Genomic DNA, 12,585 nt, shown 5'->3' on the forward strand with positions numbered 1-12,585 from the left:
AATCATCCTTCCTTTTTATTCGGCGCCTCGTCCCCGGTCTTCAGGGAAGCGGCATGGCGCATGTGCGGGAAGAGAATCACCTCCCTGATGGACGCGGCGTCAGTCAGCAGCATGGCAAGGCGGTCAATGCCCACGCCCTGGCCCGCGGTGGGAGGCATGCCGTATTCCAGAGCCTCCACATAGTCTTCGTCCATCCAATGGGCTTCTTCATCCCCGGCTTCCTTATCCGCCACCTGCTGCAAAAAGCGGCCCCTCTGGTCGTTGGGATCGTTCAATTCGGAAAAGCCGTTGGCGATTTCCTTGCCTGCTATGAACAGTTCAAAGCGCTCGGTAAGATCCGGCTCTTTCTGGCTTCTGCGTGAAAGCGGCGACACTTCCACAGGATAGCTGTGGATGAAGGTGGGCTGGACCAACTCCGGCTCCACCAAGGCGTCAAAGAGCTTGGTCATGATTTTTCCCGTGCGCGCTTTTTTATCAATGGGCACGTTTTTGGATTCCGCAAAGGCGATGAGCTTGTCCCGGTCTTCCAGGACTTCCTTGTCCGCTCCGCCGATGGTTTGCAGGGCGTTGAACATGGAGATGCGCTTCCAGGGGCCTTCAAAGCTGATTTCCTGGCCCTGGTACATAAAGGTCGTGGAGCCGAGAACCTCTTTGGCCACGTGCTGGAACATCTCTTCGGTCAGCTCCATAAGGTCGTGGTATGTGGCGTAAGCCCAGTAAAACTCCAGCATGGTGAACTCGGGGTTGTGCCGCGTGGACACCCCTTCGTTACGAAAGTTGCGGTTGATTTCATACACCCGTTCCAGGCCGCCGACCACCAGGCGCTTCAGGTAAAGCTCCGGGGCGATTCGCAGATACAGGGCCATGTCCAGGGCGTTGTGGTGGGTCACAAAGGGGCACGCCTCGGCGCCGCCGGGAATGGGCTGCATCATGGGGGTTTCCACTTCCAGGAAATCCCGTTGATCAAAGAATCTGCGCATGGCCCGGACGATTTTGCTGCGGCGTATGAACGTCTCCCGGGTTTCCTCGTTCATGATCAGGTCCAGGTAGCGCTGACGATAGCGCTTTTCCGGATCTTTCAGCTTGTTGTATTTTTCCGGCAAAGGCCTGAGGGACTTGCAAAGGAGCGTCAGCTCCCGAGCCGCCAGGGTCCATTCGCCGGTCTTGGTCTTGAAGATGGTTCCCTTTAGGCCCACAAAGTCGCCCACATGCAGGGCTTTGAAAACTTTAAAAGCCTGCTCGTCAACCTGGTCCTTGCGGATGTAAGCCTGCATCTGGCCGGTCCTGTCCTTGAACCGCACAAAGGCCGACTTTCCAAACTTATTGATGGCCATGAGCCTGCCTGCAACGCCGAACACAGGGCCTTCGTCCGTCAGGCTGTCGGGGGCTTCTTCGGTTACGGCCAATATTTCCGATATGGTGTTTTCCACGACATATCCGCTGGGATACGGCTCTATGCCTTCTTCGCGAAGGGCTTCCATTTTCTCCCGGCGTATGTCCAGTTCCGTTTTTTTCACTTGTTTTTGTTCCTTGTCATTCCGGCGGCGCGTCCCGCCTTTTCATCCGGGCTGCATCCTTATTAATCATCTTGGATTGCAGCATAGTCTATCGTCCATAAGCACGCTGGCTTCTTTAAACCGATACTGTTAAAACATAGGCTTTGCCAGTGTCAACCCGGATTATTGAGGCGTGCGCTGCATGAATTGCATAATTGCTTAAAAAACAAAGATTTGCAACAAAGAATCCTATCTTGAAAAAAGATTTCGCCATGCCCATGGGTTTTGAAGGGTTTGGGGATCAATCCGGGGCCGAGACAGGGGGGGCGGCCCGGCGGGCCATGACGGAAAAGGTGCTGCCTTTTTCTGGCACGCTATCCACGTCCAATAGAAAACCATAGGCCTCCAGAATCCGGTATACAACGCACAAGCCCAAACCGCTGCCCTGGGATTTGGTGGTGAAAAAGGGCTCGAAAAGCGATTTTATGGTATTTTCATCAATGCCCGAGCCGTCGTCTTTAACCCGAATTGCTATGGTCTCATTATCGACGGCCTCGGTGATAATGGTCACATGGCCTTCGCTTTCAATGGCCTGGGCCGAATTTAAAAGGAAGTTCCAGATCACCTGCCTTAAATGGGAGGCGTCCATGGCGATCCAGTGGGATGGGTCCAGTTGGACGTGGATGGTCAGCCTGTCCGCGGCCATGCGGTCCCGGCGAAAAAGCTCCACAATTTCGTTCAAATGATTGGCCAGGCAGATGGGGGTTGGGTTTTTAGCCACGGGCCTGGCGAATTGCAGGAACTCGTTGACCAAGTCCCCCAGGCGGTCGGCCTCTCTCAAGATGATGCGCATGAGCTTGTCGTTGGCCGGCTCCAGGACCAGGTCGTCGTGGAGCAATCGCACCGACCCCACAAGGGCGGCAAGGGGGTTTTTGATTTCGTGGGTCAGGCGGGCCGCCATTTCGCCGACAGCGGCCATTTTTTCCACCCGCTGCATATGCTGGCGGACGGAGCGCAGTTCCTGCCGGGTTTTGTATTCCTGTTCGGAGAGCAGGCTGCTGAGGCCGGCCACCAAAAAGCAGGCTACGGTGGTCATCATGATTTTGAAGACGATCTGATTCCAGGGGACCTCGCCCGTGGAGATGCCTGCGCCTTTGTCAAAGGCTTCCAAAAGCCCGAAATACTCCAAATCGATCAACAGGCCGTATTGGATGCTGCACAGGGCCGCAATGATAACGGTTCCGTTTCGCTGGAGAAAGAGGCTGGAGTATATGATAATTACCAGATACAAAAAGGAGAAAACGCTGGAATAGCCGCCGGTTACGTAAATAACGAGGGTTACCAGCACGGTGTCCAGCGCCAATTGCACGTAGGAGAAGACCTGGAGGGGGATGGTGGAAAACAGCAGGGCGTAAAAAAAGGTCAGAAGATAGGTGCCTGCTATGATGCCATACAAAACCAGCAGGGGCGGGGTGGCGTCCAGGGGCGGGTCCTGCCACTGGGCCACGATGGTCGCTCCCAAAAGAAGGGTGGTGAAAACCACCCTTAGGAGCATGAGCCATTGGAGCCGAGGCCTTAACTCGTGTTCGGAGGCAGGCCCCGGCCCTCTTCTTTCCTGAAATGTTACCCGTGCGGTTGACAATTGTCCGTCTCTCCGGAGGCGTCTAACTAGCCACGGCGCCGGCCATCTGGAACACGGGGAGATACATGGAGATAACCAGGCCGCCGACGACCACGCCCAAAAAGGCCATCATAAAAGGTTCGATCATGGAGGTCAGGTTGTCCACCGCCTGATCCACTTCGTTGTCGTAAAAGTCGGCGATTTTCTCCAACATGGTGTCCAGGGCGCCCGTTTGCTCGCCGACCGAAATCATCTGGACGACCATGGACGGAAAAACTCCCGTTTCCGCCAAGGGGTCCGCCATGGTGCGGCCTTCGGTGATTCCCGCCCGGACCGAAAAGATAGCTTTTTCAACGGTTTTGTTGCCCGAGGTCTTGGCCACAATATCCAGGGAGTCCAGAATGGAGACGCCCGAGGACATCATGGTGCCCATGGTGCGGGTGAACTTGGCCACCGCCACTTTTCTGAGCAATGGTCCGAAAACCGGGGCTTTGAGGATGACGTCGTCAAACAGGGCCCGTCCCTTATCCGTGCCCAGAAAACGTTTGAAAGAAAAGATGCTTAGAACAAGGGTGACGATAATGTATACAATATTCGATGTTGTAAAGCGGCTCAAGTTAATGCACAACTGGGTTGGCGCCGGCAAGGCCTTGCCAAAGTCCGCGAACATTTTTTCAAATGTCGGGATGACGAAAACCAGGATGACGCCGACCACGATGGCGGCCACGATGATAACGATGATGGGATAGGTCAGGGCGCCCTTGACCCTGGCTTTTAGGGCGGCCGCCTTTTCCATGTAGGCTGCAAGGCGTTGCAAAATGGTGTCCAGAATACCGCCGATCTCGCCGGCCGCAACCATATTGACGAATAGATCGTCGAACTGATTGGGATATTTACGCAAGGCGTCGGCCAGGGTGGACCCTCCCTCCACCGAGCTTTTGACGTCCCTCAGGGTTTTCTTGAAGGTCTTGTTTTCCTCCTGGCTGTGGAGGATGTCCAGGCACTGAATCAGCGGAAGGCCGGCGTCAATCATGGTGGAGAACTGCCGGGCGAAAATAATGACGTCGTCCTGCGACACCTTGGGCTGGAATATCTCCACCCCTTCAAACAGGTCCTTCGGTTTTTTCTTGATTTTTGAAGGCGTGATTTGAAGACGTCTAAGATGCAACCGTACGGCATTTTCGTCCGGCGCCTCGATTTCGCCCTTTTGAGCGATGTTTTTCCTGTTTTTACCTTCCCAAAGAAAAATCGGCATGGTTTTCCTCCCATCATTGATGGAACACGAAGCAATCGGGGCGGCCCGTTACTGCTTCTATCCCTGGACAGCCCTGTAGAACATCCCGCGAGTCTGGGGTTGAAGGACGACCTTTCCCGCCTGTTCGAGGCCGGCCAGGTGTTTTCTCACCTGGGCCTCGTGCATGCCCAACGCCTGAGCCAGATCCTGGACTGTGCAAGGCCTGCGGCGGATGGTCGCCAAAATTTGCTCTTCCTTATTATATAATGCTTTGGTCTCTTTGGAGGCGGCCGCCGCTTTGGCTATGATTTCTCCGCCCAGTATTGCGCGGGCGCGCTCCAAGGTTTCGGGCGAGGACGGATGCACCCAATCCTCGGTTCCGGGGCGATCCAAGGTATTGATCTGCACCTTGTCGGGCTTTATCCTGTCAATGGCGCCCCGGATTAACTCCAGTTCCCTGTCGCCGTCATTAATGCCTTGGGCCAGAAAAACCTCCACCCATAGCTGGCCCGAGTACTCGTTGCGGAAGGCCGTCAATCCATCCACCATGGCCGGAACGGTCAGGTTGGGATGGGGCCGGTTGACCTGTTGAAATTTTTCCTGGCTTCCTGCATCGATGGAGGCGATGACAAGGTCGGTCATGGCCGCGTCTTTCCGCACGTCCTCCAAATAAAACAGGGCGCCGTTGGTCAACAGCGCCAAATTATAATCCGGGTGGTTTTGCTTGATGTAAGCCGCTATCCGCCCCAGCCCGCTATGCAGCGTGGGCTCTCCGGAGCCGGAAAAGGTGACGTAGTCCAACGCGGGGGCTTGCTCCAGGCAATGGTGGATTTCATCAAGCACTTCCTGAGTTGGAACGTATTCTTTTCGCTTGACTGTCAAGTGGGTGGTGGAGCCGCATTCGCAATAGACGCAGTCGAGCGAACAAGTTTTTGGCGGTACCAGGTCCACCCCCAGGGAAATGCCCAGGCGCCTGGAAGGGACGGGACCGAAAATATGTTTGTATTGCAACAGCCTGATCTCCAGAAAACCGGCATGCTGAAATAAATCAGCAGAAAGAATGTTGTCCCGATCCGTTTCATGAACATAACATAAGGGATTCATAATGACAAGGAAATGACCCTGGGGGAGGATTAAATCAGTTGTTTTTTTCTTTTCTTCCAACCCAAAAACCGGTATCCTCAGTCCCATACTTCGAGACAGTTTGAATAAAATCTGCGCTTCAAAGGCCTGCTTTCCCAGACGCGCCATAAAAAAAGGGTGGATTTCCCATGGCGTTTTGTACTAAGGACTGTAACAGAGTTTGACGGGAAAAATCAGGTATGCAGCTTGCGCTCTTCATCCTGCGGATAGAGGCTGCGGGAGAGTGCAACAATTTTCACATCAGGTAAAAGGAGGAACACTATGAAAAAGATCTCTGTGGTAATGGTTGTTGGCATGATCGGCCTGATGCTTATGGCTGGCTCTGCAATGGCCGCGGACACGGCAGGCAAAATCGGAATCGGCCTGGAACTGGGTTACAACCAGATTTCCGACACCAGCATTCCGGATGCTCCCGGAATTGACGGGGAGTTTGACGGCGCTTTTATTTTTGGCGCCAATGCGGATTATTTTTTCACGGATTTTTTCAGCCTGGAAATGTTCCTGGGCTACACCGCGACCGATATGGACGCCTCGGGTTTCGGAGTTTCCATTGACGTGGGTGAAGTGACCCAGGTGCCCTGGACCCTCACCGCTCGCCTGCATTACCCCAATGACTCCATTGTCAGCCCCTATATCGGCGCGGGCGTGGGCTACTACTTCAACGACTTTGACGTTTCCAGCACCATGGTAAACAATGCTGCTCCCCAGACTTATGGAATTGACCTGGAAAATAGCTTCGGCTTCCACGTCAACGGCGGCGCTGAAGTTTTTGTGGATGAAAACGTGGCCTTTGATCTGGATCTCAAATACACCTGGAACAATGCTGATTGGGATGAAAACGTGAACGGCGTCACCATTACCTCCGGCGACATTGACATGGACGCCTTCACCGCCACCGTGGGCGTGAAGTACTACTTCTAATTCCATGGTTGCAGGGACGGCCTGAAAAGGCGGTCCGCCGGCAGTCTAAAAAATCAAAAGCCCCCGGCGCCTGATATGCGGCCGCCGGGGGCTTTTTTGGTTTGTTACAGAAGATTTTCTTCGCGCAGGGCGGTGATAATCCGGGTGGTGGACGGCGCCCGGTTCATGGTGTAAATATGCAGGCCGGGAACGCCTTTTTTCAACAGGCCCCTGCATTGATCCAGGGCGAATTCCACGCCGTAGTCCAGCACGGCCTGGGCGTCGGCGCCTTCCAGTTTGTCCAGGTTGGCGGCCATGTCGTCCACAATGGTGGTCCCGCAGATTTTGGCGAGCATGCGGGTGAGCTTGACCGTGTACACCGGCATGATTCCCGGAATAATGGGAACCTGGATTCCGGCGGCCCGGCATTTGTCCACATAGGCGAAGAAGAAGTCTTCGTCATAGCAGTATTGGCAGACCACGTATTTGGCCCCGTTGTCCACCTTGCGCTTCAGGTGCTCGATGTCCTTGTCCAGGGATTCTGCGTCTATGTGGCCTTCGGGATAGCCCGCGCATCCCAGGTCGAAATCATACTTGGAGGCGATGAATTTGATGAGGTCGCAGGCGTAGGGGAAGCTGTCCGGGTGGGGCTGAAAGTCCTTTTCCCTGGGTTCGTCCCCCCGGATGGTGAAAATGGTTTCCACGCCCAATTCCCTGTAGCGGTCCAGAACCTGAGTGATGTAGTCCGGGCTTAGGCCGAAGCCCGCCAGATAAGCCACCGTGGGGATTTTCCGGCCCATGAGGTTTTTCACCGCCTGATAGGAGCCGTCCTTGGTGGAGCCTCCGGCGCCGAAGGTCATGGTCATGAAATCCGGGCTCAGGGGCTTCAACGCGTCGATGGTCTTGTCAAAGGCCTGGCCCGCCTTTTCGTCCCGGGGCGGAAAAAATTCAAAGGATATGACTGGTTTTTGAGAATCTTGATACAACTTGGAAACACGCACGGTTTTTATTCTCCTTCCTTAATATATATGGACTCCGTCTCCCGGCGGATGAAATAGCTGTATAATTAAGGAACAGGTCCTTGGTTATAAAAAAGGCATTATTTTAAAACGGCCTTTAATTCATCGGCCCGTTTTTCGTCAATGGAGCCTTTGGCCAGGGCGATATCCACGGTCTGGGCGCCCAGGGTCTGGTACAGGGCCAGCATTTGGGGCGTTTTCGCCCTGATTTCCTCCACGTGCTGGCGGACGATGCCCACGTCCCCCCGGGCGATGGGGCCGGTGAGGGCGTTGGGAATGCCCTGGACCTCAATATTTTTCAAGGTTCCCTGGATGAGCGGCATAAGCCCGACCAAAGACTCCTTGGGCTCGATGCCCGCGCCCTGGTTCAGCTCAAAGGCCAGATGCAGCAGGGCCACCAGATAGTTGGAAGCCGCCACGGCAGCCGCGTGATACAGCATTTTCGAGTTGGTGTCCACCTGGGCGCACATGGCCCCCAGGTCCTCGGCCGCTTGTCTGGCCATATCCCGGGCCGGCTCGTCTCCTTCCACCGATACCAGGATTCCCTCAAAAAGATTCACCCCCGGTTTGGCGGCCGCAAAGCTCTGGAGGGGATGCATGGAGCCGGCGTAGGCGCCGCAATCCCGGGCGGAAGCAAGGAGGTCGGAGGACAAGGCGCCGCTGCAATGGAGGACTACGGCGCCTTTTTTAAAGCCTTTTTTGGAGGAAATGTCCTGGCAAACAGGACCGATGGCGTCGTCCGTGGTGGTGATAAATACCATGTCTCCGGCAAGGGCGGCGTCCTCCACCTTGTCAAAGACCTGGCCTGCGCCCACAACGGCGGCGGTTTTCTCCGCCGAGGCCCTGGTTCTGCTGGCCAGTCCGGCCGCCGGGTAGCCCAGGCGATGCAGCAGGTCCGCCAGGCAGGTTCCCACGGTTCCGCAGCCGATGATGGAAAATGCGGGCTTTGTCATGGTTTTGCTCCTCCCTGGATAGATTATTTAAAACTGTGATCCTTGGTGGGAAAAGCCTGGCTTTTGACTTCGTCCACGTATTCGGTAATGCCTTCCCTGGCTATTTGCGCTATTTGCTTATATTTTTTGACGAATTTGGGCACATGGCCTTCGTTGATGCCCAGGGCGTCGTGGATCACCAGAACCTGGCCGTCACAGTGGACGCCCGCGCCGATGCCGATGGTGGAGATGGACAGGGTTTTGGTTATTTTTTCTGCAATTTCAAAGGGAATGCCTTCCAGAACCACGGAAAAGGCGCCCGCCTCCTGCACAATGCGGGCGTCTTCCAACAGCCTGTCTTCCTGGCGTTGGACCTTGAAGCCGCCCATCTGGTGGACGGACTGGGGGGTAAGGCCGATGTGGGCCTGGACCGGAATGCCGGCCTGGGAGATGGCTTTGATGCGGTCGGCCACGGCGGCGCCGCCTTCCAGCTTAACGGCTGCGGCGCCCGCTTCCTTAAGAAAGCGGCCGGCGTTTTTCACCGCGTCCTTCACCGAGGTCTGGTAGCTCATGAAGGGCATGTCCCCCACCACCATGGCTCTTTTGGCGGCCCGGGCCACCAGGGTGGTGTGGTAGACCATCTGATCCATGGTGACAGGCAGAGTGCTGGTCTCCCCTTGGACCACCATGCCCAGGGAGTCCCCCACAAGGATCATGTCCACGCCGCATTCGTCCACCATGCGTGCGAAAGGATAGTCGTACGCCGTCAGCATGGTGATTTTATTTCCTTCCGCTTTCATTTTCGCCAGAACGGTAACGGTGACTTTTTCGGCCATATCTCGAACCCCCTTGTTCAAGTGTGATTGCTATGTTTTTGTTGGCGTACAGGACAAATTCCTGTTTTACGGTACTTCCACTAACCGGAGTATTTTTTCTTCCTTAATTGCATTCACAATATCAGAGCACCCTGAAAAGGCGATATCCCGTGTGACCGCCGACACAGCAACGAATAACACGTCATCCCTGGCATGGACCTCGCCTATGCGATGCACGATAAAAACCTGGTTGAGGTCATATTTTTTTAGGATATTTTGGCCTATTTGTTGCATGCCTTTCTCAGGGCTTGGGAGGACAGGCTCCAACAGCACCCGGGAAAAATCCCGCACCACCTTCCCAGGCCGCTTGACCTTGCCGTGATGCATTACAATGGTTCCCGTGGAATCGTCTTCGGCTTCCCGGAACCGGTCCATGAATCCTTGAAGGTCGAACGGCTCTTCGGTGGTGAATGCTGTAACGCCCATTATTGGTAACCCCCTCCCGGGCTGCGGCCCTTGTGGTTGGTTTGGTGATTTGAGTCTATGGACATTTTACATCGGAATGGCTTTTTGTGCAATCCCGGCAAGCCCGAAACTTGCCCATTGATTTTTTTGATAAAATTTTGCTTTCCTAATGTTGACACCTATTATCACCAGATGATACCATGCTTGCAGAAAATGCCATCCGCCCGGACATTAAACCGACAATGGCGGGCACAACTTGAGTACCTTTCAAATTTACTGCGTGGATTCATAAGGAGGTTCACACATGTCAGACAAACCTAAGTATGAGGAATTAGAACAAGAACTGAATGACCTAAAGGCGCGCGTCGCCGGCGATAAATTCACCATGGCTTTTAAGGTCGCGCCTTATTCCATGGCCATCGTCCGGCTCATCGACGGGCTTATCATCGAAGCGAACGCTCGATTTTGCCAGATGACGGGATTGATGCGTGAGGAATTACTGGGACGCACAACCCTGGAATTGGGGATGTGGGACGACCCCAAGGAGCGGGAAGTTATCAGGAAGATTGTGGAGAGAGATGGCAGTATCCGCAACTTTGAGATAAAAGACCGCTTTGGCGGCAAGTTGAAACACGGCCTGTACTCTGCGGAAAAGATCATCGTCAACGGAGAATCCTGCATGGCCACCACGGTTGTGGACGTCAGCGAGTTGAGGGAAGCCCAGGAAGCCCTGGCCCAGTCCGCTCCGGCCGGCCCCGCTCCCATGACCAACCCTGAGTTGGAAGTGAAAACCAGGGAACTGGAAGAAGTCAACAAAGCGCTCCGGACCCTTTTGGATCAAACCAAAAATGACGCCAGGAACTTCGAGCAACGCATTCTGGCCAATGTGGAAGACCTCATCCTGCCTTATGTATCCCGCCTCAAGAACACCCCCTTGGACATCAACCAAAGGGTTTATTTAAATGTTGTGGAAACCAATTTGACGGACCTGATTTCGCCCTTCATGCGCATGATCGGCGAAAAGCATAACGAACTGACTCCCAGGGAAATTGAAGTGGCTAACCTGGTGCGCATGGGCACCACCAGCAAGGAAATCGCCAAGCTGCTCAACATTTCCAAACGGGCCGTGGAATTCCACCGCGACAGCCTGCGGACCAAACTGGGACTGAAAAAGAGCAAGAAAAACCTCCGGGCTTACCTTGCCTCACTGAACTAACAAAAAACTGCACTCCAGAAACAACGGCCGGCCGCCTCCACCAGAGGCGCCGGCCTTTTTTTTTTTGCCTCGACAGGTCGCTGTCCGCCCGCCGGACATTCCAGAGCGCAATTATTTCTCCGGGCCGCTCCTTTTGCGCTGGCGAGCCCAGGAAAGCAAGTTTCCTGGGCCACCCTGGCAGGCCCAAGATGCAAGGCTGTGATGTAGGTTATATTGCCGCAGTATATTTGTTTAAACCTGGGATAAATGCGCAAGTCAAAGGGGCGGTTGAGGCCCAAGGCCTATCGGGTGGCCCAGGCAGAGCAGTATCCTGCCTGGGTGCGAAGCACAATAGGCGCGGCCTAAAGTGATGCTCAAGACCTGTAACTCATAGCGTCCCGAAAACGTGTCTGAAACATGGTCTGTTATAGAACTGTCATTTGCAGGCTGAGAAAATGGCGAAAAAATGTAGGTTGAAGCTAATCCGTCACAGCAAGTCTCACCCCCAAAAAAACGAACACGGCTCCAGCCGCCCGTTCTATGCGAGCCCTGAATCGCTGGAAGGCTTTCCGAGCCCGGTCCAGGGAAAAGACCAGGGCGACCAAAGAATACCACAAGGCCGACACCGTGCAGATGGTCAGCGCGCAGAGTCCTCCCAATTCCAGGGAAGCCTGGGCCGGAACCGCCGCCGCATAGGAGCCGACAGAGGGAGTCCCCGTCAGTACCCCGTAGTGATCATTTTGCACAAAATACTCAATGCCTTCAGCCTCGAACAGGCTTTTAATCATGGCCAGTTCTAATTCGTTGGCCGGGCAGAATACTTTGATCATTTTCAAGGCCATTTTTCGTTTCTTCGTTATTCCACTATAAAGGCGATGTCCGGCAAATTGAGGGCCACGGCCTCCCATCCTTTATATGATTCCAGGCATTCCACCACCACGGGCGACGGGTCCGGCCAGATCTCCATAAAGTCCATTTCCCCCTCTTCCGCGATGGGAAAGGCCAGCTTTTCCCGTGGCGGGCAAAATTGGGCGTCGCATCCCGGCCTTTGCCCCCGGGAGTCGATTCTGTACCAGCCGATTTCCGGCAAAAACACCGCGTTCAGACCGTGCAGGGTGAATCCTTTGCCGTCGTCCCGGCGCAAACGTTGATAGCACAATCCGGCCGGAATGTCGTTAGCCCTAAGCAGGGCGGCCAGCAAATGGCTTTTGGCGAAGCACCATCCTGTCCCGTGCTCCAAAACCTCCGAAGCCTTGACGGTGGTGACCTCAGCCTTGCAGTCCCCGCTGTGCTTGATATTGTCCCGCACCCATTCAAAGCAGGCCTTGGCGATTTCCACGGGATCGGCGAAATCGCCTTTAAGAACCCGCGCCTGTTCCAGCACGGCCGGGTGATCCCAGTCTATGATGTCTGTCGCTCTCAGGTATTTTCTCATTTTGAGTGCGTTCCTGTTTTTATTATTAAATTCCGCCCAAATGGCATTTCAAAAAGACACTGGATTCCCGTTTCCGGGAGTGCGTCATGATGATTGCCAAAAAAGGCAATCATCCCGCCGCCTCCCTGCACGGGGATGACGGAGGGGGTAGGATATTGCAGGCAATCGGTCTTGGACGCTCCTTATTAGGAAACGGAGAGACTTTTACCGCCTCCGGGATTTCTTTCCGCCTTGTCAGTCTGTCATCCCCGCAAGGGCGATCCGCTTTTTCAGGATCGCCCGCAAGCGGGGACCCAGCGTCGTTTTTTTGCAACGCCATTAGGCGGCATG

12 protein-coding genes are annotated in these 12,585 nt (G+C 54.7%); 2 read left to right on the forward strand and 10 right to left on the reverse strand.

Annotated elements, in window-relative coordinates:
* Nucleotides 1-2: 2 nt before the first annotated feature.
* The 4 genes from lysS to G491_RS0117310 form a co-directional block, all read right to left on the reverse strand.
* Nucleotides 3-1,517, reverse strand: a complete 1,515-nt coding sequence (gene lysS / locus G491_RS0117295; protein WP_028315484.1) for a lysine--tRNA ligase — start codon at nt 1,515-1,517, stop codon at nt 3-5.
* Between the two features lie 280 nt (nt 1,518-1,797).
* Nucleotides 1,798-3,138 carry a two-component system sensor histidine kinase NtrB gene (locus tag G491_RS0117300; RefSeq protein WP_169829460.1) on the reverse strand — a complete coding sequence of 447 codons (1,341 nt, stop codon included), beginning with the start codon at nt 3,136-3,138 and terminating at the stop codon, nt 1,798-1,800.
* A 22-nt stretch (nt 3,139-3,160) separates the two neighbouring features.
* A complete protein-coding gene (locus G491_RS0117305) occupies nt 3,161-4,372 on the reverse strand; it encodes a type II secretion system F family protein (protein ID WP_012610913.1) in 1,212 nt (403 codons plus the stop codon).
* A 57-nt stretch (nt 4,373-4,429) separates the two neighbouring features.
* Complete coding sequence (locus G491_RS0117310; protein ID WP_012610912.1) at nt 4,430-5,362, reverse strand: radical SAM protein; 933 nt, start codon at nt 5,360-5,362, stop codon at nt 4,430-4,432.
* A gap of 393 nt (nt 5,363-5,755) precedes the next feature.
* Here G491_RS0117310 and G491_RS0117315 point away from each other — a divergent pair, with 393 nt between their 5' ends.
* Complete coding sequence (locus tag G491_RS0117315) at nt 5,756-6,415, forward strand: OmpW/AlkL family protein (protein ID WP_028315486.1); 660 nt, start codon at nt 5,756-5,758, stop codon at nt 6,413-6,415.
* 104 nt (nt 6,416-6,519) lie between these two features.
* Here G491_RS0117315 and G491_RS0117320 read toward each other — a convergent pair whose 3' ends face one another.
* From G491_RS0117320 to G491_RS0117335, 4 genes are all read right to left on the reverse strand, one after another.
* Complete coding sequence (locus G491_RS0117320) at nt 6,520-7,395, reverse strand: methylenetetrahydrofolate reductase (protein ID WP_028315487.1); 876 nt, start codon at nt 7,393-7,395, stop codon at nt 6,520-6,522.
* Nucleotides 7,396-7,493: 98 nt separating this feature from the next.
* Complete coding sequence (locus G491_RS36560) at nt 7,494-8,366, reverse strand: Rossmann-like and DUF2520 domain-containing protein (RefSeq protein ID WP_028315488.1); 873 nt, start codon at nt 8,364-8,366, stop codon at nt 7,494-7,496.
* 23 nt (nt 8,367-8,389) lie between these two features.
* Complete coding sequence (gene panB / locus G491_RS0117330) at nt 8,390-9,181, reverse strand: 3-methyl-2-oxobutanoate hydroxymethyltransferase (protein ID WP_028315489.1); 792 nt, start codon at nt 9,179-9,181, stop codon at nt 8,390-8,392.
* Between the two features lie 66 nt (nt 9,182-9,247).
* Nucleotides 9,248-9,646 (reverse strand): molybdenum cofactor biosynthesis protein MoaE, encoded by a 399-nt coding sequence (locus tag G491_RS0117335; protein WP_035219279.1) that lies wholly within the window; start codon nt 9,644-9,646, stop codon nt 9,248-9,250.
* A gap of 283 nt (nt 9,647-9,929) precedes the next feature.
* Between G491_RS0117335 and G491_RS34125 the strand changes: the two genes are divergently transcribed.
* Nucleotides 9,930-10,841 (forward strand): LuxR C-terminal-related transcriptional regulator, encoded by a 912-nt coding sequence (locus G491_RS34125; RefSeq protein ID WP_051327341.1) that lies wholly within the window; start codon nt 9,930-9,932, stop codon nt 10,839-10,841.
* Between the two features lie 458 nt (nt 10,842-11,299).
* Here G491_RS34125 and G491_RS34130 read toward each other — a convergent pair whose 3' ends face one another.
* On the reverse strand, nt 11,300-11,662 hold the full coding sequence (locus G491_RS34130) for a LysE family transporter (protein WP_028315492.1): 363 nt from the start codon (nt 11,660-11,662) through the stop codon (nt 11,300-11,302).
* 14 nt (nt 11,663-11,676) lie between these two features.
* Nucleotides 11,677-12,255 (reverse strand): transglutaminase-like domain-containing protein, encoded by a 579-nt coding sequence (locus G491_RS0117355; RefSeq protein ID WP_028315493.1) that lies wholly within the window; start codon nt 12,253-12,255, stop codon nt 11,677-11,679.
* Nucleotides 12,256-12,585: the final 330 nt, after the last annotated feature.

Source organism: Desulfatibacillum aliphaticivorans DSM 15576 (genome assembly GCF_000429905.1).
In the GTDB taxonomy this organism is placed as follows: Bacteria; Desulfobacterota; Desulfobacteria; order Desulfobacterales; family Desulfatibacillaceae; genus Desulfatibacillum; species Desulfatibacillum aliphaticivorans.